This is a genomic window from Paenibacillus sp. SAFN-117 (assembly GCF_051966115.1).
GTDB classification, from domain to species: Bacteria; Bacillota; Bacilli; order Paenibacillales; family NBRC-103111; genus Paenibacillus_L; species Paenibacillus_L residui.
This window is the reverse complement of sequence record NZ_JBQCLK010000037.1, coordinates 23110-43603: the sequence shown is the minus strand read 5'-3', so window position 1 is coordinate 43603 and position 20494 is coordinate 23110. Positions and strand designations below refer to the sequence as shown.

Annotated in this window: 20 protein-coding genes, 2 pseudogenes and 1 CRISPR repeat array; of the genes and pseudogenes, 3 read left to right on the top strand and 19 right to left on the bottom strand. The window is 46.3% G+C overall.

The genetic code is table 11. The features are described from left to right. Nucleotides 1-287: 287 nt before the first annotated feature. The 16 genes and pseudogenes from ACTHRH_RS20900 to ACTHRH_RS20825 all read right to left on the bottom strand — a co-directional run bounded on the left by ACTHRH_RS20900 (nucleotide 288) and on the right by ACTHRH_RS20825 (nucleotide 15653). Nucleotides 288-602 (bottom strand): metal-sulfur cluster assembly factor, encoded by a 315-nt coding sequence (locus ACTHRH_RS20900; RefSeq protein WP_144935527.1) that lies wholly within the window; start codon nucleotides 600-602, stop codon nucleotides 288-290. A gap of 422 nt (nucleotides 603-1024) precedes the next feature. Continuing rightward, a complete protein-coding gene (locus tag ACTHRH_RS20895; protein ID WP_144935530.1) occupies nucleotides 1025-1288 on the bottom strand; it encodes a YqkE family protein in 264 nt (87 codons plus the stop codon). Nucleotides 1289-1295: 7 nt separating this feature from the next. Beyond that, nucleotides 1296-1487, bottom strand: a complete 192-nt coding sequence (locus ACTHRH_RS20890) for a hypothetical protein (protein ID WP_150959274.1) — start codon at nucleotides 1485-1487, stop codon at nucleotides 1296-1298. Between the two features lie 305 nt (nucleotides 1488-1792). After that, nucleotides 1793-2131 (bottom strand): antibiotic biosynthesis monooxygenase, encoded by a 339-nt coding sequence (locus ACTHRH_RS20885; RefSeq protein WP_440417490.1) that lies wholly within the window; start codon nucleotides 2129-2131, stop codon nucleotides 1793-1795. 250 nt (nucleotides 2132-2381) lie between these two features. Next, nucleotides 2382-3518 (bottom strand): VanZ family protein, encoded by a 1137-nt coding sequence (locus tag ACTHRH_RS20880; protein WP_150959275.1) that lies wholly within the window; start codon nucleotides 3516-3518, stop codon nucleotides 2382-2384. A 101-nt stretch (nucleotides 3519-3619) separates the two neighbouring features. Then, a complete protein-coding gene (locus ACTHRH_RS20875) occupies nucleotides 3620-5227 on the bottom strand; it encodes a response regulator (RefSeq protein ID WP_144935541.1) in 1608 nt (535 codons plus the stop codon). A gap of 23 nt (nucleotides 5228-5250) precedes the next feature. Further along, nucleotides 5251-6063: pseudogene (locus ACTHRH_RS20870) on the bottom strand (sensor histidine kinase). Between the two features lie 1088 nt (nucleotides 6064-7151). Beyond that, nucleotides 7152-8654 carry an ABC transporter substrate-binding protein gene (locus tag ACTHRH_RS20865; protein ID WP_440417488.1) on the bottom strand — a complete coding sequence of 501 codons (1503 nt, stop codon included), beginning with the start codon at nucleotides 8652-8654 and terminating at the stop codon, nucleotides 7152-7154. A 97-nt stretch (nucleotides 8655-8751) separates the two neighbouring features. Then, entirely contained in the window at nucleotides 8752-9624 is an 873-nt protein-coding gene (locus ACTHRH_RS20860) for a carbohydrate ABC transporter permease (RefSeq protein ID WP_144938178.1), read from the bottom strand. An 80-nt stretch (nucleotides 9625-9704) separates the two neighbouring features. Next, on the bottom strand, nucleotides 9705-10631 hold the full coding sequence (locus ACTHRH_RS20855) for an ABC transporter permease (protein ID WP_440417486.1): 927 nt from the start codon (nucleotides 10629-10631) through the stop codon (nucleotides 9705-9707). A gap of 172 nt (nucleotides 10632-10803) precedes the next feature. Further along, nucleotides 10804-11349 (bottom strand): GNAT family N-acetyltransferase, encoded by a 546-nt coding sequence (locus ACTHRH_RS20850; protein WP_144938063.1) that lies wholly within the window; start codon nucleotides 11347-11349, stop codon nucleotides 10804-10806. A 27-nt stretch (nucleotides 11350-11376) separates the two neighbouring features. After that, nucleotides 11377-11997: a TetR family transcriptional regulator gene (locus ACTHRH_RS20845; RefSeq protein ID WP_440417483.1), complete on the bottom strand. Its 621-nt coding sequence runs from the start codon at nucleotides 11995-11997 to the stop codon at nucleotides 11377-11379. A gap of 607 nt (nucleotides 11998-12604) precedes the next feature. Next, nucleotides 12605-12784, bottom strand: a complete 180-nt coding sequence (locus ACTHRH_RS20840) for a hypothetical protein (protein WP_150959279.1) — start codon at nucleotides 12782-12784, stop codon at nucleotides 12605-12607. A 70-nt stretch (nucleotides 12785-12854) separates the two neighbouring features. Continuing rightward, nucleotides 12855-13151: a CRISPR direct-repeat array (repeat unit 31 nt; unit sequence AGTTTCAAATCCTCATAGGTAGTTACTAAAC). Nucleotides 13152-13461: 310 nt separating this feature from the next. Beyond that, nucleotides 13462-14190: a Fic family protein gene (locus ACTHRH_RS20835; RefSeq protein WP_379287068.1), complete on the bottom strand. Its 729-nt coding sequence runs from the start codon at nucleotides 14188-14190 to the stop codon at nucleotides 13462-13464. A 588-nt stretch (nucleotides 14191-14778) separates the two neighbouring features. After that, nucleotides 14779-14943, bottom strand: a complete 165-nt coding sequence (locus ACTHRH_RS20830; RefSeq protein ID WP_191964290.1) for a hypothetical protein — start codon at nucleotides 14941-14943, stop codon at nucleotides 14779-14781. 26 nt (nucleotides 14944-14969) lie between these two features. Further along, a complete protein-coding gene (locus tag ACTHRH_RS20825; protein ID WP_440417481.1) occupies nucleotides 14970-15653 on the bottom strand; it encodes an ABC transporter permease in 684 nt (227 codons plus the stop codon). Nucleotides 15654-15946: 293 nt separating this feature from the next. On the opposite strand from ACTHRH_RS20825, the gene ACTHRH_RS20820 reads away from it, so the two are divergent. Further along, the gene (locus ACTHRH_RS20820; RefSeq protein WP_150959849.1) at nucleotides 15947-16525 is read left to right on the top strand and encodes a hypothetical protein; all 579 of its coding nucleotides are present in this window, start codon (nucleotides 15947-15949) and stop codon (nucleotides 16523-16525) included. A gap of 132 nt (nucleotides 16526-16657) precedes the next feature. Here ACTHRH_RS20820 and ACTHRH_RS20815 read toward each other — a convergent pair whose 3' ends face one another. From ACTHRH_RS20815 to ACTHRH_RS20805, 3 genes and pseudogenes are all read right to left on the bottom strand, one after another. Next, complete coding sequence (locus ACTHRH_RS20815) at nucleotides 16658-16792, bottom strand: hypothetical protein (protein WP_255453003.1); 135 nt, start codon at nucleotides 16790-16792, stop codon at nucleotides 16658-16660. A 203-nt stretch (nucleotides 16793-16995) separates the two neighbouring features. Continuing rightward, complete coding sequence (locus ACTHRH_RS20810) at nucleotides 16996-17700, bottom strand: ABC transporter permease (RefSeq protein ID WP_440417478.1); 705 nt, start codon at nucleotides 17698-17700, stop codon at nucleotides 16996-16998. A gap of 37 nt (nucleotides 17701-17737) precedes the next feature. Next, nucleotides 17738-18424 (bottom strand): annotated as a pseudogene (locus ACTHRH_RS20805) (ATP-binding cassette domain-containing protein); the annotation flags it as partial. 155 nt (nucleotides 18425-18579) lie between these two features. Between ACTHRH_RS20805 and ACTHRH_RS20800 the strand changes: the two are divergent. Both ACTHRH_RS20800 and ACTHRH_RS20795 read left to right on the top strand, forming a co-directional pair. Next, a complete protein-coding gene (locus tag ACTHRH_RS20800; RefSeq protein ID WP_379287060.1) occupies nucleotides 18580-19299 on the top strand; it encodes a response regulator transcription factor in 720 nt (239 codons plus the stop codon). Continuing rightward, the gene (locus ACTHRH_RS20795) at nucleotides 19290-20387 is read left to right on the top strand and encodes a sensor histidine kinase (RefSeq protein WP_440417476.1); all 1098 of its coding nucleotides are present in this window, start codon (nucleotides 19290-19292) and stop codon (nucleotides 20385-20387) included. Before ACTHRH_RS20800 ends, ACTHRH_RS20795 begins: the two co-directional genes overlap by 10 nt. Nucleotides 20388-20494 lie beyond the last annotated feature (107 nt).

The window sequence follows — 20494 nt, the reverse complement described above, 5'->3', positions numbered from 1 at the left end:
CTCCATTTAAAATGGAGGTTTTTTGGCGATATGGCTCTTTTTGTACCCAATAGATGGAGGTTTCTCCGGTTAGTTTTGGTTATTCGGTCAAAATGGGCAAAACTAACCGGATGAAATCCATTTAGTATAGGCGAATTTACTTTAGTCCGGGTTACGAAGCCGGTTTATATAGAATGATTCAATTACGCCACCTTCCTCTCGAGAAGACGGCCTATAGAATGAATAGGAATCCCGGGAAATAAAAAGGATGGAGCCCTGCAGCCCCACCCTGCCGCTGTGTATGAATCTTACACGAGAGTTTGTCTGCGCTTGAATTCCTGGATCGCTTGATCGCTCATTCTTGCAGGAGTCCATTTCGGCTCCCAGACGAGATTCACTTCAACGTCTGTGACGCCGGAGACGGCCCCTACCTTCTCATGGATTTCGCTCAGAAGCTCGTCCTTCAGCGGACATTCCGGAATCGTCAAAGTCATGGTAATCATTACCTTACCGTCCGGATCGGCCTCCAGTTCGTAAACAAGCCCCAAGTCCACGATATTGATATGCAGCTCGGGGTCCATCACTTCCTCCAATACGGACCATACCTTATCCTTCAAGTCCATTTTCCCGCTTCTCCTTTACATTTCATTGTGATAGGATACCTCCTTAAAGTATCCAACGGGAAAATTTTTATGAAGCGTCTCTTGCGGCAAGGAGGCATCTGATTGGGCCGGGTACCCCGAAAACATCACATGTCGGGTGCATCATCTCGGCTGCCCTTCGCTGTCAGCTCTTGTGCCGGGAGTTGAACGGCTGCTTACTCCGTAGTTCTTGGGCTTTCAGTAAAATCTGGGAGCCTCTCATAGAATCCGCGGATTCGCTGGTCCGCACCTTGTCGGTCGTCTGCTTCCGCACCGCGCGCGGCTCCCATCCCTGCGCGCGGTGTTTGACGTCACATGACGGTGGTCAACCACATGCCGCCAGGCTGCTCTCCCCAGTGTTCCTTCGCCACGAAGTGCCACTCCCGGCTCCCCATGGAAGCCCGTTATTTGTATTTCCGCCAGTCCATATTGGAGTTCTTCAGCAAATGCTCGAAATCATTATCGAGTCTCTCCTGCTCGACCTTGCGGGCTTGTTCCGCCTTCTTGCGTTCTTCTTCCTTCCGCTTCTCTTCTTCCGCCTTGATCTCGTTCGCCTGAGCTTTCAGCTTATCGACCATCTCGCTGCTCAGTAAATCCTTCAATGTGGCCGGCTGCTCCGCAGAAGAAGGCCGATTGGACGGTGAAGCCTGTCTTCTCTTCTTGGCCATTTGTTGCTCACCCCGCTTTATTCACCCTGTCCTCCTGCATCCGGTACATTCCCTTAAAGACGCTGTCTAAATGGAGCTGCCGGGCAGAAGAGCGTGCGAATGATCTCTGGTCGTTCTTGCTTCCGGTTACGGCGCCTCGGTATTCCGTCGTCAAAGCAACGACAGAGCTAGATTCGCCAAGCACCACCTTGGAATCCATTGTACCCGTCATCCCTCCACAGTACAATCCTGATTCCCGGGAGAAGCACACGTTTGAGAAAAGGCCTCGCCCTGGGCGAAAAGGCTTTTGACCGCTTTTGACCAGTCCATCAAACGCAGCAACGCGCCCCCGAGAAGGCGCGCGTTTTGAACATTTAGGGGGCAGGCAGCCTATCAAGTCTACTACTGCCAGCTGCCCATTAACCGGCAATATGCCAGTCCTGATCCGGATTCCATCTATAAAGGCGATACTTAACCCGGTAGAGGATTACCGCATAAAAGCTCCCACTATCCCATATCGGTCGATCATACTTCGGAAGCACTTGCGGCGTAGGGGCCTTTCTGTGCCTTGACATAGTATACGGCGTGACTGGAGCTAACGATATGCTCTGGCTTTGGCTTGCCTCTAGCCTGCCGATGTCCTTCCAGATGGACTTCGCTCTTCTCCGATCCTTTCCACGCCTCCTCGGATTCCCAGCGGACCATGACGACCACTTCTTCATCGCCTCGTACCGTTTTCTTGACCATTACGCTCAAATCTATAAATCCGGGAGACTTCTCAATAGCCCCTTCTCCGCTAAACCGTTCAACGACTTTATTGGAGGTTCCTTCCTTAACCACGATGGTCTTAGTCTCGATAAACACGATCTGTCCCTCTCCTCTCCCATTTACGGATGGTGGTATTCCCTACCATTCTAATTGATAAAGATTCTCATTGTCAATGAAATCCGAAAATTGAGCTTTTCACAGAAAAAGGGCCTCAGCAAAAAAAGAATCACCGAGGCCGTCTGTTAGAGTACCGAAAATCCGGGTATATGCTCGTCCTGCGGCGACACCGGTCACCACCCCTTCTCCGAAGCGAATGCCGATCCGGAAAAAGGAAAAACCGGACCCGTTAAGACGGATCCGGCTTTTCATTTTGTTTATTTCCGGGCGGAATGATCACATTCCTGGTGCCGCTGAGCTTTTCGTAAAACAACGTTTTGTCCCGGCTGAACAAGCGAAGCATGAAATGAACGGCGAAGACAAGATTGCCCAGCCCGACGATAAACAGAAGCGCCATGAAGAATATCCGGACAAAGCTCCCTCCCGCTGCGATCTGCAGGAACAGAACATTCAAACCGAAAATCCCGAAGTACAGAATGCCGTAACGGATCGACAGCTCCTTCAGCGTCACCTTCTCCCCGGCCCCTTTCACCCGGATGCGGACGATCGATTTGCCCAACGTAACGCCATTAGTGGCGGAAGGAATGACAATGAAGTAGAGGAAGACAACGAGAGCAACCTCCAGCCAGGAATTCATCCTCCCGAATAGGCTTAAAAATCCGTTGATGAATCCGATCAGCAGCCAGTCGATGGCCAAGGCAATGGTCCGGCGGATCATCGAAACCGGTCGGGCAGCCAGATCAATTCCTTCATCCAGCTTTTTCGTGTTCGGCAGAAATCCGGTGATTATTGGCGCAATGAGGCATCCCGCCATGGCCCCTGATGTATTCAGAAGCAAATCGTCCACATCGAACAGCCGGTACGGACAATTGTAAATGCCATAAAGCCCGGAAAGCTGGGTCAGCTCGAAAAATAACGAAGCCAGAAACGACAATATCAGCGTTTGGAACCAGGTTCGATGAAAGTAATATCTCAAATAAATCCCTAATGGAAATAGCAGCAAGAAGTTAAAGGCCGCCTGCTGAAAAGCCCTCTCCTTCAGAACTCCGATATAGGTCATCGGATGGTCCCACTGGAACCCGGTCTCCCGCAAGAAATCTACGACAAAATAAAACGGCATTAACTGCATATGCTTCGTGCCAGGAGGCTGCAGACTGCAAGTATTGGTCGTCTCCGGAAGAGGGAGAATGACCAGATAGTAAGCCGCCATTGCATACAGCAGCAAGGAATAGAGCACAATGGAGCGATACCAATTGACATAGCCGTACTTGCGATAATGGTATAGCAGGAACGGAAGCAGAATGACGAAGGCCGCAATCGGGAAAGTAATAAAGGCCTGCTTGATCGGAAATAAATACGACGACATGGAATAACCACCTGTTCATTAGGTCAAGATCACTTCTGAAATTATACAGACCGCTTCCTTTTGAAGCAAGCTTTTGTCGGAACAAATACGGCATGAGCCCGCTATAAGTGCTGGTTCATTTTACCGGATTGCTGTCTGCATTGCTGTGGTGAAGTATGATATACCTTTCTGAACATTTTGGAAAAATGCGAAAAATTGTGATAGCCAAGGCTTCGGGCTACATCGGAGATCGGGATGGTCGAGCCGGTAATCAGCTCTTTGGCCCGGGACATCCGGGCATGCAGGATATAATCCGTGATCGATTCCCCGACTTCACGTTTGAACAGGCGGGACAGGTAGGCGGGATTGAGATGAACGCAGCCGGCGAGCTGCTCTCTGGTGATCGGTTCATGTAAGTGCTCTGTGATATAGTACTGGACACGCTGAACCACCGAATGATTCTGATGCAATTGATCATAAATAACCTGAACCGCTCGAAGAGTTGAAGCCTCCAATTGCTCAAGGCTGCGAGGCCTGGCGTTCAGCAGAATTCCTTCTTGATCCTGAAACAGTTCAAAGGCGGACAGTCCGTTCTTATGAAGAATATAATGCACCATCTGCATAAATTCATGACGAAACCCTTCCAGCTCTACAATCGAAAGTCCCGGAATGCCGCTCATTTCCGCGATAAGGCAGCGAATCTCTCTCTGCAATTCGTCCAGCTTGCCCTGTTCCAGCAGAAAGGTCCAGGCAGATAGGCGCGGAATCATCGTCCTAATCGAATAGGGGCCTGCCGCAGCCAATGTATACACCTGGTTGGATTTATTCAAATTGTTGTACTCCATCTGCAGCAGCCGTCTGTACGTTTCGGCTATATCATAGAGAGTGGAGCTCTTTCCAATATAACAGGAAACGTTACAGCTGAAGTATTTACGACAGTCCCGGATGTAGCTTTCACAGCGCGAATGCAGCTCGTTCATCGCTTCCGCTCCTCCATCCACTCCGACGATGATAACGACATTCACGCCCTGCTTGGTCTGAATGACTTCACCCTGGCCGGTAAGAAGCAGCATTTCGGATGCTCCTTTGCGAACGGCATATTCCATCATCTCTTCATCCTTCGTGCTGAACTCGCGCAGCCACGATTCGACGCTTACCAGAACAGGCAGGAATACGGCATCCTGGAGACCCGTAAGCTCATGCTCCTCAAGGATGCCTGCTATATTGTCCGCAGAGCAGACCATTCTGCCCGACAATAAATCGTTCCAGAACTTATCCGTAAGGAGAGTCTTTTTCCTTCGCCACATCTCGTAGTAAGGTTTATACTGCTCGCGCAATTGAAGCAGCTCCCGTTCCTGTCTAATGGACTGCAGTGCTTTGGCGATAGTCTCCTGAAGCACATCGAATTCAATCGGCTTCAACAGATAATCGAATCCGTCCAGTTGGATCGCTCTCTTCATGAAGTCGAAGGCTGAATGGGCGGTCAGAAAAATCGTTTCCGTACCGGGAGAAATTTCATTTACCCGCTCAAGAAGCTCGATCCCTGTTCCTCTGGGCATTTCAATATCACAAACCATGACATCGATCGGAGTGCGTTCAAATACCCGCAGCGCATCCCGCATATTATAAGCCTCATATACTTCGGACACCTGGAGATCCTGCCAATTCACACCGCTTCGGATCCCCATCACCGCGTAGATCTCATCGTCCACAATCAGCGCCTTGTACATTGCGACTGCCTCCATTCAGATCATCAATATGAAGTAAACTTCTCTACCGTTCGAAAAGGAAGTGCGATTCGGATTCTCGCACCGGAATCCGGTGCGTTATCAAACTCCAGCTGCGTCTGCTGGCCAAAAATATGCTTGAGCCTGTACTGCACATTGGAAATCCCCAAATGCTCTCCGTTCTGACTTTCCAAGTAGCCGCCCGTCTGCAGCTTCTCCAGAATTTCTTCAGAGAAGCCATTGCCGTTATCCGAAATGACAATTTCCAATCGCTCGTGCTCTAGTAGACGGATATAAATAGCTATATGAAAAGGATGATCCATGAAATCAAAACCATATTTAATTGCATTTTCGATGAAAGGCTGAATTAACAGGGGCGGAATGGCCGCCTTCTCCGCTCCGTCGGATATGTGAATCTCATAGGTTACGCGCCCGGGAAAACGAACCTGCTGAATTTTGATGTAGCTCTCCATATGCTCCATTTCTTCAGCGATCGTTACAACGATTTGGTTTGTCTTGGTCGTAAACCGGAAATATTTGACCAAATTCATTCACATCAGTTGGATCACGCTATAATTTTTTATCTCAGCCAGATTGTAAACGATATTAATAGAGTTGAGCAGAAAGTGGGGATTGATTTGCAGCTGCAAATGCTTAAGCTCGGCCTTGTGCGCTTTGATCTGTTCTTCATACACGCTGATCTTCAGTTCATGAATCTGCGAGGCCATGCTGTTGAAGGTTTCATTGATAATGGCAAATTCCTTCGATCCGGACGAATGTAGGCGGGTATCCCAGTTCCCATGCTTAATTCTCCGCATCCCCCGAATCAGATTGTTCATCGGTTTCATGATGATATCATTGAGGTATGCCAAATAAATGATCAGGATACAAAACACACCGACCGATAAAATAATAATTCCCTTCCGAAAATGATATAAATTTTTCAGCATCCGGGCTTCCGGAACAAACGCGCTTAGAATCACATCTGTTCCATTAATCGGATTCATAACGACGATATAATTTCGGTCATCCTTCTCTACTACCTGATACAATTCATTCGATTCCAGGGCAAGAGAGTCATTCAAGCGATGCGGGTCGATCCCGGCCGTGCTTGTCATCCATTCTCCCCGGTTATTAACGAAGCTGGCGAAGCCTTCCTCAAGGTGGATTAAATCGAGGGGGATCATCAGGTTCTCCAGCTTGACGAAGGCTCCCAGATAAAAATCGTCTCCCGTATCCACCAACCGGATTAATGCATATTGGTGTTCACTGTATTCGATTGCCTTCCATTCGCCGAAATAGGCGCTGTCCGGGCGAACGTCCTTGACGAGGTTTTCAATGGATGTTTTAATCGATTGCAGCTCTTCATAGGATTGGGTTTTGATCGGCGTGCTGAAGAGATCCTGCTTCTCTACCGAGTAAATAAACAGAAGATCAACGCTGTTGTCAAAACGGTGATAGCGAGTCAACGTGTTCAATATTCTGGCCTTGGCCAAATAGTACTCATCCGGATCATCCAGCAGCTGCGACAGGGCAGCGATGTTCGGATCCTCGACGGCGATATTGTATAAAAAGTTGGTTTCCTTGTTCAGGGCCGCCTCGATCTGATTCGAATAGAGAATCATCGAGTTTTTATTGGAATCCGCCACTTGCTCCCTGATAATGTTCGAAGCGTAATAATTGTTGTAGAGCAGCAGTATGACCAGAGGCACCACGATTATAGAAAAGCCGATGATTAACTTAAAGCGAAGCGAATGCTTAATATTGGACATCGTCTTGACTACCCCGCTCTATGAGGATATTAGTAGAATGTGATGCTTTTTATCTACACTTCCAAGTATAGCTTCATACGAGAAAAAGGGAATCTTATTAAGGACTCATAACGATAGTCCCGGTTCAGATTTCCCTCTCGTCTCTTATATATCCGTTATTTGTTCTGCGCCCATTCAGCCAACTGCTTGTCGACTTCCGCCCGGACTTTGTCAAAGCCGGCGGCCTGCCGCTTTTCCTTCCACTTGGCGATAATCTTCTCCGGATCAACGGCTCCCGATCTTAAGGTCGCTCCGAACTCTTTCTCCACATTTGCCAAAGAAGCCATTTCCGATTTGACAGGCTCTTGGTTAAAGGTGAAGCCGAGAGCGATGGAACGCTCTGCCCGTTGATTAAATTCCTCGAATTTTTCCCACTTCTTCGGATCTTCGTTCACCCACAGGTAGGAGTTGAACTGATTGCCGAACATCCAGCCTCCGGGATTGGGGTAGGTTTGCGTATCTGCATTCATGCCTTCCGGATAGTCGATAATGTTATCGGATTTCTTCACATAGTGCTTGCCTTCGATCCCCCAGTCCAGCATATTCAGAAGCTTCGGATCGCTGTAGAGCAGATTAAGGAACATCATCGCTCTCGCAGGATCTTTGGACGTCCGGGATATTCCCAGCATGGCCCCTTGGGCATCCCCTGTCGTCGTAAAAGGCTCTGCCGTTTCTACCTGCACAAGCTCAATCCCCAGGCTCACGCTCATTTCCCGGTCCTTCCCCGGCTTCAAGGATTGGGCAACGGCGAACGCCTTCCCTGCCTTGATCATGTTCAAGCCCTGATCGGCATCCGAGGTCAGGATATCCTTATCGAACCAGCCATTCTGGTTCCATTGATGCATACGTTTATAGAAATTAATAAAATTGGGGTCTTCCAACGTATCTATAGCCTTCAGTTCTTTGCTTCCGAGGGGAATAGCCAGGTTCGCAACGATTCCATCGTAATTCGCCGCTTCCCAAATATTCGTAAATTTACTTGATACGATCGGTGTAACTCCCGGCTCATTTTCCTTGATCGTCTGGAACATGGCTTCCATATCCTCGAGAGATTTCACGCCATTGATATCGAACTTGTACTTGTCAACCAGTTTCTTGTCGAGCAGAAAACCGAAGCCCTGCCCGAACTCCTTCTTGGTAGGAAGCGCGTACAGCTTGCCCCCGATTCTCGAGCCTTTAATGAAATCCTCACCGAGAATCCCTGGAATATCCTTGCCGTATTCGGCCATTAATTCGTCAAGTTCCAGATACTGCCCCTTGGCCACATCCTTCGCATACGAGAACCAGCTGGCCGTAAACATAAGATCGAACGGTTCGTTGGATATCTTCATCAGATTGGTTTTATCGTCCCAGGAAGCCCATTCGATAGGTTTAAGCTCAATCGTAGCATTGATCTTTTCCGTCAAATATTTGCTCATTTCATCCTGCACAAGCTGCAGATCTTTGGGTGCGGTCGCAGGGTATACTAGCGTGATTTTGTAAGGACTGGTACCTCCCGTCTTTGTTGCGGGCGTAGTCCCGGAATCCGTTGTCTTTCCGGCTTCCCCTTTAGCGCAGCCTGTCAATGCCAGCATTCCGCATAACATAATCATCCATACTAAATGGTAGACTTTTTTCATGTCATGGCGTCCCCTTCCTCGTTTAATCTTTTGTAAAACATGCATGGAAGCCGCAGTATCCTGCCAACCTCACCTCCTCTAAGGCATCCGGTTCTATCTAACCTTTGACCGCGCCGCTCGTAATCCCGCTGATGTAATATTTCTGGAAGAACGGGTAGGCGAACAATAAAGGGGCAATTCCGACAATGGCAAGGGCCATCCGCACCGTTTCGCGCGGCATTTTGGCAAGCAGCTCGCCGACCTGGGCCGAACTGTTGGACTTCATCAGAAGATATTGGATATTGGTGAGTGTCTTCGTCATCAAATATTGGATATTGTAGAGCTCGGGCTTATCGATAAATAGCATGCAGTTATACCAGTCGTTCCAGTAGGATAATGTGTTGAACAGCCCGATCGTAGCCATAATCGGCAGAGAAAGCGGTACGACGATTTGAAAAAATATTTTCAGCTCACCGGCCCCGTCAATGGTTGCGGATTCGATGACCGATTCGGGGATGGTCGAGGCGAAGAAGCTGCGCATCAGCAGCACGTTAAATGCGCTAAGCAGCAGGTTGGGAATAATCATGGCAAAAATCGTATTCTTCAAATTAAACATCGTTACATAGGTGATGTACCAAGGCACCATCCCTCCGCCAAACAGCATCGTGAAGAAGATATAGAAGGAAATGGTGCGGCGGAAGGGAAGGTCCGGCCGGGATAACGGGTATGCAAAAAAAGCGGTGATCAACAGACTGGCAGCCGTGCCGACGAGAGTGGTCAGTATGGTGACTCCATAGGCTCGCGCGATTTCTGAAAAATCATTGAACAGAAATTGATAAGCCGCAAAGCTGATTTCACTCGGAAACAATGAGTAACCATTCTGGAGAATAGATTCCTCGCTGGATATGGATACCATGAATACAAGAAGGAACGGAACTATCGAGGCAATGGTAAATGCCCAGAAAAACAGGTGAATCAAGGATGAGCCCATGCGTTTTTTCAGGGTCAATTTCACCGCAATTTCTTCCTTCTTCCCGTTTAGGTTCAACTCCATTCCCATTTCCCCCTTGTCTAAAATAATGCGTCCCGTTTATTGATGCGTCGGACAGCCGTATTCGCCGCCAAGATGAGAACGAAGCAGACTACCGATTGATAGAATCCCGCCGCCGTCGACATTCCGATATCGCCCGATTGAATCATGGCCCGGTACACAAAGGTATCGATCGTATTTGTCGTCGGAATTAAAGCGCCGGTATTCATAGGCACCTGATAGAACAATCCGAAATCCGACCGCAGGATGCCGCTGATTGCAAGCAGAGTCATGGTGATGATGACGGGTAATATGAGCGGAATCGTAATCCGGGTCATCTGTTTCCACTTGTTAGCGCCATCGATAGTGGCGGCTTCATAATATTCCTTGTCTATTCCTATAATCGAGGCAAAATAAATGATGGAGAGATAGCCGACATTTTTCCAGGCGTTAACAATGACGAGAATATACGGCCAATACTTCGGTTCGCCGTACCAGGATATCGCCTCGGCGCCGAACCATTTGATCAACAGCCTGTTCACAAGACCGCTGTCCGCATTCAGAAAGCTGTACACCAGATAAGCGACTACAACCATAGAGATAATATTCGGAAGCAGGAAAGTGCTCTGATAGAACCGGCTGATCACTTTGTCCTTGATTTCATTGATCAGAAGCGCCACCAGTACGGATAGAACCAAATTCAGAACGATAAAGACGAAATTGTAGAGGAAGGTATTCCGGGTAATGATGTAGGCGTCCTGCGAGTTGAACAAAAATTTAAAATTATCAAGCCCGGCCCACTCGCTCCCCCAAATCCCATCGACATAATTATAATTTTTGAATGCAAGGATGACGCCGTACATCGGGATGTAATTGTTGATAAACAAATACACAATTCCCGGCAATGTCATAAGAAGCAGCCATTTGTACTTTTTCAGACTTTTCCTTAAATGCGACAACCTTCTCATGATCCAGCCCCTTCTCATCAAGGTGAAGTAAGCCCTTACAACTTCATTCTATATTGCAGGCGGAATAGCCGGCCACCATCCTTATGACTTTCTGATGCCACAATGATGACTTCTTCCAAAAATAAAAACCATCCCCTAAACTTAGGAGATGGCTGCTTTTCAAAGCTATTTATCATTGTCGCGTTTCGGCCAAATACTCTCTCTGGAGAAGCCCCATATGAACGATGTCATGCCATGCCCCTCCACGGAACAGGCACTGCCGGGAAATCCCCTCATGTTGAAAGCCCAGCTTCTCATACAGCTTGACCGCTTTGTCATTGAAGGAAAAGACCCTGAGCGACACACGATGCAGGTTCATTTCGAGAAACGCATAATCGAGCAGCAGCCGCAGCGTCTCCTTCCCGTATCCTTGTCCCCAGTACGCTCTATTTCCAATATCGATAATGCATTCGGCATTGCGGTTTTTCAGATCGATATTAATTAATGAAGTGATTCCGATCGGCGTTCCGGTCTCTTTATCCATAACGATGTAGCTCTTCGAGGAGGGAGAGCCCAGGATCACCTGCTGGACGAAGCTTCTCGTCTCCTCCAGCGGATAAATATCCAAATAAGGATTGGTCGTGTGCATCACTTCCAAGTCATTGCGCCACTCATGATAGAGCTCTGCATCCTCCGCCGTCATTTTTCTGAAAGTGATTTTCGAAGATTCGAATAACATCACTGTTGCTCCTTTCCCGCCGTGAGGCTAATGGTTGACCGGACTCAGCATTCCCTGCAATGAGAAAAGCAGAGCCTCAAGCTGCTCCTTGACCCGGGTTCTCTCCGACCCTAACTGGTACGTGTCCAGCATCAATCCATCCATAAATGAAATTAAATATAAAGCGACAGACGCAGGAGCCAGCCGGGGCTGAAACTCTCCCTGCTCCATCCCCAATTCAATAAATCTCGTAATAGCGTCCGCCAAAGCTTGATACCGCTCCGTAACATAAGGGTGGGCCTGCGAATTTCGCACATCATGGACCGTCAGGAAAAACTCCGCCTTAGCCCGCAGAAGAGAGTTCCGGATGCACTCTATGCTCCCTTCTTGCTGTCGGATCCATCCGGCTAACGCCGTCCACGAAGGGGCTCGCTCCTCCGATGCGAAGAAGAGTAGCTCCCGCTGGTCCTCCTGCTGCATAACCTCTACAAACACATGCTCTATATTGTCAAAATAAGAGTACAACGCCCCTCTGGATACTCCAGCCTCCTCCATAACATCCTGCATCGTCGCTTGAGTCAGACCTTTGCGAACGAACACTCTCTCCGCGGCTTCCAGCAGTTCTTTCTTCTTCTGAATTTTGTATTCATCGCTGACCTTCGGGGCCATGAAGCTTACCCTCCTTAATAAAAACGGCATGAACGTCGGTTTAGTTCATTATAAACGACAACGGTGTCGTTTTTCAAGGCAGATTTTAGCCCGCAGCATGATTCTGGGGAACCCCGCTGCGGGCTATAGGTGTTATTGGGGGGGCAAGGTGGGTTATAAACCGAATATCTAGACTGTACACCTGCAACTCGTTGACAGATTCAAATCCTTATAGGTACGTTACAAACGAAGACGCGACAGCTATATGGATTCAAGCGGCTCCCGACTGTATATCTGGGGATGATTGAAAAACGGAACATTGTTTCAATCCTCATAGGTAGTTACTGAACGCTAACGAAGGACAAGAATCAGCTTGTCATGAACGAGTTTCAAATCCTCATAGGTAGTTACTAAACGTTAGTGCCGCGTCGGGGGTGAAAAACCCCAATAAAAAGCGGCGAAACCGGATGGCATGTCTCGGGAGATGTTCCGGGATTGGGAGGCTGAAATCTCGCTAAGTATGCACTAACTGACGAGGAGCAGAGAGCCTACGAGAAGCAAATCCAAATGCAGCAGCAACGCAAACGGATATACCACTCAGGGGAGCCGATAGGCTCCCTTCCACATTTCAAGAGCGCCTCCGGCGCGGAAGCGGGATGGACTTGAAATTGATTCCTTTCCCGTCTACATAGTCGTCAATTACCTCAGAAACTTCATCAAACGACATATAGACGGCAGGATAGATTACGTTCTCCTCGACGACATAATCGAGGGATTCCAGTCTTTTCAAAATGCTTGTCGCTCGCATGCTACCAGCCTCCCATTTTTAAAATACCATATATGTTATCGGACGGGGGTGATCTGCTCCTTGTTCTCGTGAGTTCAAATCCTCATAGGTAGTTACTAAACTCAAAAACATTTTCGATACATTATGAACCACTTCGGTGTTTCAAATCCTCAAAGGTAGTTACTAAACTGCAAATTTGATTTTCCCGGTCGATACTATTCTGACGAGTTTCAAATCCTCATAGGTAGTTACTAAACAACCGATTCGTCCCTCTGACGTTTCGCCTCTTCAAGTTTCAAATCCTCATAGGTAGTTACTAAACTGGGCTCGGACATTCTCTTCCGCCTTGAGCTCATCAGTTTCAAATCCTCATAGGTAGTTACTAAACCCGTAAAAACGGCATCATAATAAGCATTCTACATTCAGCCTCTTTGTCCTGCTTGCTATTTTCACCCAGTTAAGAAAAGAAGATTATTCCAGAATATCTTTACTTCTCATCCACTTTCTTCGTTCTACTCCCAAAACCATTGTGCCGTCGATCCCCGGGGATTTTTACGCTATTGGAGGTCGACGACAAATATTAATTTCAATCTATCCAAAGAGGATTACTCACCTGAAGCGTTATTTCAAATCCTTATAAATACGTTATTATCATCGGAACCAAAAAGAGAACTTGAACCGGAAAACGTTAGACCGCGTTAGACCGATGCCATCAATTGTAACGCGTGAAAGACTTCATTTGCGATGATCTGGATAAAAGGCTTGGGGTTGCCTTGGTCAGCCTGCTCCAACGCAGTATAATATTCTTGTCGGTTCTCATTTCGGATGATCGCCGGAGGAAAACCATTTTGCATCAAGATAAAGTTCATGGCTAAGCGCCCAACCCGCCCATTGCCATCCGAAAAAGGATGGATAGCAACGAATCTATGGTGAAACATGGCGGCAAGTTCTACCGGATGTTTCTTAGACTCCTCATACCAGCGTATCAAATTCTCCATTTCTTGCTGAACCTGAACATATGATGTGTAATGATGGATTTTCCCCGAAATCGTTAAGACATGATTATCTTTCTTTTTATATTCGCCCGGCTGAAAATCAAGGTTTCGTACGCCCTGAAAGAGGATGGCATGAAAATCCTTAATTAATCTTTCGCTAAGCTTTCTGTCTTGAATAGCGTCCTGGAGATAATCGATTGCTTCGGCGTGATTTACAATTTCAAGATGTTCACGCAACGTTTTCCCCTTTATGGTAAGTCCCTCACGGAGAAAAAAAGCGGTTTCCTGATACGAAAACGTATTGCCCTCAATAGCATTTGAATGATACGTCCACTCTTCACGAAATTTCTGAGCGATTGTTTTCATTAGATCCGGATGCAGCGGTCGCTTCGCATCAATCTGACGCTTTAAATCATCGATTTGTTGCCACATTGGATTGATTCCTTTCCATTTTCAGAAAATTTCATCATTGTGATCGCTACTTTTTTTGTCGTTCAGGTAACGTTTGAACCCTTAGCCTAGCTTTACCATTTTTAATAGTTTTGCCCTATAAGTAGTTGCTAAACACCTTCGCATTAAATTCCGTGCATACGACCCTACTGAATTTCAAATCCTCATAGGTAGTTACTGAACCCGTAAAAACAGCGTCATATAAACCTTCTACATTCTGCCTTGTATGTCCTGCTTGCTATTTTCACCTGATTGAAAAAGAAGATTCTCCAGAATATCTTTACTTTTCTCCTTATTCCTTCGTATATCTCCAAAAATCAATATGTCGTCGGTCCCCGGGTGTTATTACACTATCGGGGTCGACGACAAAAGTAAAGTTGCATATATAGTTTTCCCTATCCAATTTTTCGAAATTTTTATTTCCAGTTTATTTCAGGGTAGGACACACAGAACTTGTAATCATGGGAAGTAAAATTATAGAATCACTCGATATTCTCGGATGGGGGGGGGCGGTTTAATCTCCGGAAGGGAGGTAATACCTATGATAGTATACCGTTAATTTCCTTCCAGTTACCTCGTGAACAGCCATCCGATCCCGCTTAAAACTCCAAGTCCGGCCGCGCTATACAAACTGATGAGCAACTTCTGGTTTCCCGTTCCCATATAAAGAAGCCCATTCGCGACGATGGTGGCCACACATAATAAAAAGATCCATTTCAACACTTGATTGGCCATCTCTTTTCCTCCTCTACTTCGTTATTTCATACATCAGCATGTTTGATATGGCGTATCGACATATAGGCCACGGAGATTCCCAGAAGCGCCAAACTAATCGGCACAGCAATGACAGAGTACAGCGAGAAGCCGTCAACATTCTGACAGACGAGCATCACAACGATAAGCGATGATAAGATGGTGGCCGCAATGGAATGCTTGCGCATTCCGAAGAACAACGGAATCAAGCTCAAGAAGCTTGTCGCCAAGGCGCTCATCCCCATCGTTATCAGGGACTGGGCCGCCACAGATACAGTTATCGGCTCCGGTACGATAGGTGTGACCAGATTAAACACATAGAAGCCGATCCCTACGAACAAATTGCCCGCAAAAATCGCACACAACGTGAACAGCACCACGATAAGCAGCTTGGCTGCGAGGAGCTTTTTGTGGTTGATGGGATACATGAACAGAAGCGTGATCGTTCTGCTGCGGAACTCATCGATGATTATTCGTGACAGCAGCACCGCTGCGAACACAATATAAATCCCCCGCATAATCGTATCGATGAGCGTAAAAGCCATGCCGTAATGAGACAGAGCCTCCTTTACCTCGCCGAAGATACTAACCAGACAAATAAGGGCCAAAACCACGACATTGGCTAACGCTGCCGCGCGAATATAAGGACCGACGGGAAACTTGCGCATTTCGAGCCTCATCAGTTCCAGCATTAAACCACCTCCGTTTCGTTACAAGCTTCATTATAAAAATCATTGTTTGCTTATTTCTTACTCGTTTCTTACAAATTTCTTATGTTGCGACCGGATATGAACCTAGTAAAAAACACAGAGAGCCTCTCTGTGTTTTCCCGCTTAATTTTGATTTTGCTAATTTTCGTAGAACGTTTTTGAAGTTGACGGTGTCTTAGTATATAACAACCCAAATTTTGGATAGATACCTAATATAAAGGAGGTTTTTTTCTTTTTATTATGGGTTGTTGCAATAATATGAAAGGAGAATTTGTATGTCTTTGAAAGGAAAGAAGTGGTTTTCTGTCATTTCATTGTCTTTAGTATTAGTATTGCTAGGATCGGTTGCTGCGTTCCCATCTAACAATACTGATGGGAATGGAGTTACTGATGAAGCTGTATTACAAAAACCGAAATCTGTTAAGATCGAACAACCTGATCAAAATGAGGTCTTGAAGCAAGAATCTTACCAAAGAGCTGAAACTGCTGGAGTACTTGAGGTAATTGAGGACACGAGTCCTGACTTTGATATCTTGGCTAGTTTTTCAATCAGCTCTTCAAGTTTAGAACCAAATCATTACGTGGCCAGTTCTTCAACCTATTACATTGATCCAGGCAAAGACAAATTAAAATATAGTGTAAACTGGTCTCCTACCGGACAAGATATTCAAATTGGATTTGTAAGTAAAAACGACCCTAATATACAGTACTATATTTCAAAATTATCAGGAGGTAGTGCTTCTGGAACTATAGGTACAAGCACCCTAGATGCTGGTGAATACTATGTCGTTATCGGCACACCAGATACAAATACTGCTAATGTTAGTGTGAACGGAACGTTTGACTGGCAATAACTATTAGATAGCAAATAGATTTTAGGTATAAAAATCCCCAGCCTTGCCTTACGGCTAAGCGGCGATTTTTATACCTCATTAATGTCCTTCCAGTTACCCCTTATTCCTCGTGACCAGCCATCCGATACCGCCCTAGACTCCAAGTCCGCCCGTATAAAACAGACTGATAAGCACCTTCTGACTTCCCGTTTCAAGTTTAGGAATCGCATTGACGATGATGGTGGCAACCCATAATAAACAACTCCATATCAGCACTTGATTCGCCATCTATTTCCCCCTCCTTCTTATCGACATGTTGTGGCGTATCGACGTAAAGGCCTCATAGATTCCCGGAGGCACCGAACCAATCTTCGTTAAGTCAATGATAGAGTACAAGGAGAAACCGTCACTCCCCTGACAGACGAGCCTTATAAACAACCAGCCATAATACGTTGGCGATCGGAATGGAATGCTTAATTTAGGTGTAAATCTCAACGCACATCGATTTTGTCCACTTTGAAAAAAGAAAGATACCCGATAATTAGACCCAGCAGACAGAGTAAAATCGGGATGGCTATGAACTGGAACAAGCTGGTCGAGGTTCCCCCATCCGAAACCGTCGCGTTAATGACAAATCCAATGATGACAGCCGAGGTGATAGTGGAAGCCGCAGATTTTTTCCTCATGCCAAAGGATAAAGGAATCAAGCTGATTCCAGCTATCATAAATGCACTCAACAACGTTGCTGGAATGGCAGCCGCCATTTCGTCTATACGAACCGGCGCTTCGAATAAACCCATTATCGGGTTCAAGAAGTAAGTTAACAGATTAATGATCAACGTCGTTAAGAGGATGCTGAAGAAACAGAATCCAAAGACAATGGATAGCTTGGCTTGAATGATTTTTTTCCGCTGCAGCGGGTAGGTAAACAGCACTTGAATCATGTTGCTCTTGTATTCCTCAATTACTAATCGTGATAAGATAACGCTTGAGAAAATGATATACACGATGCGAATCAAAATATTTGTTAAAGACATGAATGCGGCATAATCCGGAAACATGTGGCTGCTTTCCTCGTGAGAACCCCACGCCATCAGAGCAACGGCAGCGAAAATAGCGGCAATGCAAATGGCTAATCCTTTAAAATAACTGGATACGTTACTTTTTTCCCACTCAAGTTGAATCAGTTTAAGCATATAGATTGCCTCCATGAATTAGTTTGATGAAGTATTCTTCCAACGATCCGGAATTTTGCCTTCGGATGGACTCCATCTTTACTTCCTTTAATAATTTCCCATGATGAATAATGCCGATGGTATCGGCGACAGATTCGATTTCCGATACGATGTGGCTCGAAATTAATATGGTTGTCCCGTATTTCTCTTTCAAAAGCAAGAGGAGCTCGCGTATGTCCTTAATCCCGATAGGATCTAACCCATTAATAGGTTCATCCAGAATGAGGATTTCAGGCTTCGTAACAATCGCCCGCGCAATCCCCAGCCGCTGCTTCATACCTAAGGAAAATTCGTGGATTTTTTTATTCCCCACTCCATGAAGACCTACGATTCCCAGCGCTTCCTTAATCGCTGTCTTATCGCCATAGCCCACATATTTACAATGAAACTCCAAATTCTGTTCCGCCGTTAGCCGGTCATAAAACACGGGATATTCGATGATGCTGCCTATCCTTTTTAAATATTGATAAGATATTGGCAAAACTGGCTGCTTGAACACTTTAATCACGCCGGAAGATGGTTTGACCAGATTTAAAATCATTTTCATGATGGTTGTTTTGCCTGCTCCATTCGGGCCTAAAAATCCATAAATTTCTCCCCTGCTGACGGTCATATTGACATTCGATATTGTTTCCGTGCCCTGAAAGGTCTTGCTGACTCGATTGATTTCAATGATAGCTTCCACTTTGATTTCCTCCCGAGTTCATATTGATGTGCTACACTAAGCTTAAGGAATGAAAGTAAAATCAAAGTAAACGCTGCGGAAAATAGTCGTAACATTTTTAAATAGGGTAAAATGGAAAGAGATGGACAGGATAAGTTTGAAATGAGGGAAGATCGATGGAATCGGCAAAAATATTAGTCGTAGACGATGAAGTCGGAATATCGAAATTGTTGGAAATCACATTGAAGAAAGAAAATTTCACCCATATAGACACCGCATCGACGGGCAAAGGTGCGCTGCAGCGGATCAGAGAAAAAGCATATGATATTATATTGCTCGATATCATGCTTCCGGATATAAGCGGTTTTGAACTATGCACGGAGATGAGAAAAAATACGAATGCGCCCATAATTTTTATTAGCGCGCGCTCCACTGACTTCGACAAATTAACGGGTTTAGGAATCGGTGGAGATGATTATATAACGAAGCCTTTTAATCCTCTGGAAGTTATTGCCCGAATTAAAGCGATCCTTCGCCGGCAAAGGATGGTGGAGACTACGCATCAACAGAACACGGTATACGATTATGGATACTTTACTTTTCATCCCGAATCTGCAACATTGACCGTGAAGAATCAACCTGTAGAATGCACAGCTAAGGAATTGGAACTGCTGCATTTCTTTTGCAAGCATCCCAATCATATTTTCACGACTGCCCAGCTTTATGAATTGGTATGGGGAAATGAGGTGTTCGGAGAAGAGAAAACAGTCACGATCCATATCTCCAAGCTCCGCAAAAAACTCGGCGATGACACCCGGAAGCCAAAAATTATCGTGAATTTGCGGGGAATCGGCTATAAGTTCATCCCCCCGAATGAGGCGTTCCGATGCGAATAAAAACTCGATTCACTCTTCATTTGGCATCAGGACTTATTCTCTGGATGCTTGGGACGGGAGTCATCATCATCATGTTGTTGGAAGGCCTGCTTCCCATTTTCGACATCCGTGTCAATCCGGAAAATGAAGCTTTGCTCGTAGGATGGATCTTCGGGGTCAGCACACTGCTATGCATCGGCCTGTTTGGATGGTATTTCGGCGGCCCGATCGGATTTATCATGGCCTGGATTCGTCAACTCTCGCAGGATAACTATAAGCAGCCTCCCGATTTATCCAAAATATATACCCGCCAAGGGAAGCTCCGGATGCGCTACCGCCTGTATAAGGAGGTGCTCCAGCAGCTTCAATCCCTCGGTGTCACACTGCAAGCGAACGAAGTAGAGAGAAACAAAATTGAACAAGCCAAACAGGACTGGATTGCGGGGATTTCCCATGATTTGAAAACACCTTTGACCTATATCAAAGGCTACTCCACCCTTTTATTGAATAAGCAGTACGAGTGGTCGAAGGAAGAGGCGATTTCTTTCATCGAGGAAATTGATGATAAAGGAAAACACATGGAAGAATTGATCCAGGATTTAAGCCTCGTCATCCAGCTCAATCGGGCTGACGGCACGTTACCCTTACAGAAGACGAATCAGGATATAGTCGAATTTACCAAAAGGGTGGTTGCCGATATTAGCAACAATCCGCAAGCCAGCCACTACCCTATGCATTTTCAAACGGATGCGCCTGTCATTCACGTTGATTTTGATTCGAAATATATGCAGCGCATCCTGCAAAATATTTTTATGAACTCCATAATCCACAATCCGGATAATACCGATATTTACGTAGAGCTTGCGGACAAAGGAGAATATGCGGCTATCCGCATCATGGACAATGGCGTAGGCATGCCGGCTCATACGGTGGAGCATCTGTTTCAGCAATATTACCGCGGCACGACCACGGATTCCTCCTCCGAGGGCACCGGCCTGGGAATGGCCATTGTCTACAAGCTTATTCAAGCCCACAACGGCACCATTACGGTCGAGAGCGAGCCTTCGCAAGGAACAACGTTCGATATTAGGTTGCCGAAAAAAGGATAAAAAAGGAGCAGGGCTATCGGTTTTTCCGGTAGCCCTGCTCGTGCGATCCAGCGAGCGACAGTTTATACTGTTCTTTTATTATTGGAGCATATCGGGCTTGATTCTCC

Bases quoted from the DNA above. Each gene is read 5' to 3' on its own strand.
- ACTHRH_RS20900 (WP_144935527.1), bottom strand. From the start codon at position 602: ATGGACTTGAAGGATAAGGTATGGTCCGTATTGGAGGAAGTGATGGAC.
- ACTHRH_RS20895 (WP_144935530.1), bottom strand. From the start codon at position 1,288: ATGGCCAAGAAGAGAAGACAGGCTTCACCGTCCAATCGGCCTTCTTCT.
- ACTHRH_RS20890 (WP_150959274.1), bottom strand. From the start codon at position 1,487: ATGGATTCCAAGGTGGTGCTTGGCGAATCTAGCTCTGTCGTTGCTTTG.
- ACTHRH_RS20880 (WP_150959275.1), bottom strand. From the start codon at position 3,518: ATGTCGTCGTATTTATTTCCGATCAAGCAGGCCTTTATTACTTTCCCG.
- ACTHRH_RS20875 (WP_144935541.1), bottom strand. From the start codon at position 5,227: ATGTACAAGGCGCTGATTGTGGACGATGAGATCTACGCGGTGATGGGG.
- ACTHRH_RS20865 (WP_440417488.1), bottom strand. From the start codon at position 8,654: ATGAAAAAAGTCTACCATTTAGTATGGATGATTATGTTATGCGGAATG.
- ACTHRH_RS20860 (WP_144938178.1), bottom strand. From the start codon at position 9,624: ATGGGCTCATCCTTGATTCACCTGTTTTTCTGGGCATTTACCATTGCC.
- ACTHRH_RS20855 (WP_440417486.1), bottom strand. From the start codon at position 10,631: ATGAGAAGGTTGTCGCATTTAAGGAAAAGTCTGAAAAAGTACAAATGG.
- ACTHRH_RS20850 (WP_144938063.1), bottom strand. From the start codon at position 11,349: ATGTTATTCGAATCTTCGAAAATCACTTTCAGAAAAATGACGGCGGAG.
- ACTHRH_RS20845 (WP_440417483.1), bottom strand. From the start codon at position 11,997: ATGGCCCCGAAGGTCAGCGATGAATACAAAATTCAGAAGAAGAAAGAA.
- ACTHRH_RS20840 (WP_150959279.1), bottom strand. From the start codon at position 12,784: ATGCGAGCGACAAGCATTTTGAAAAGACTGGAATCCCTCGATTATGTC.
- ACTHRH_RS20835 (WP_379287068.1), bottom strand. From the start codon at position 14,190: ATGTGGCAACAAATCGATGATTTAAAGCGTCAGATTGATGCGAAGCGA.
- ACTHRH_RS20830 (WP_191964290.1), bottom strand. From the start codon at position 14,943: ATGGCCAATCAAGTGTTGAAATGGATCTTTTTATTATGTGTGGCCACC.
- ACTHRH_RS20825 (WP_440417481.1), bottom strand. From the start codon at position 15,653: ATGCTGGAACTGATGAGGCTCGAAATGCGCAAGTTTCCCGTCGGTCCT.
- ACTHRH_RS20820 (WP_150959849.1), top strand. From the start codon at position 15,947: ATGTCTTTGAAAGGAAAGAAGTGGTTTTCTGTCATTTCATTGTCTTTA.
- ACTHRH_RS20815 (WP_255453003.1), bottom strand. From the start codon at position 16,792: ATGGCGAATCAAGTGCTGATATGGAGTTGTTTATTATGGGTTGCCACC.
- ACTHRH_RS20810 (WP_440417478.1), bottom strand. From the start codon at position 17,700: ATGCTTAAACTGATTCAACTTGAGTGGGAAAAAAGTAACGTATCCAGT.
- ACTHRH_RS20800 (WP_379287060.1), top strand. From the start codon at position 18,580: ATGGAATCGGCAAAAATATTAGTCGTAGACGATGAAGTCGGAATATCG.
- ACTHRH_RS20795 (WP_440417476.1), top strand. From the start codon at position 19,290: ATGCGAATAAAAACTCGATTCACTCTTCATTTGGCATCAGGACTTATT.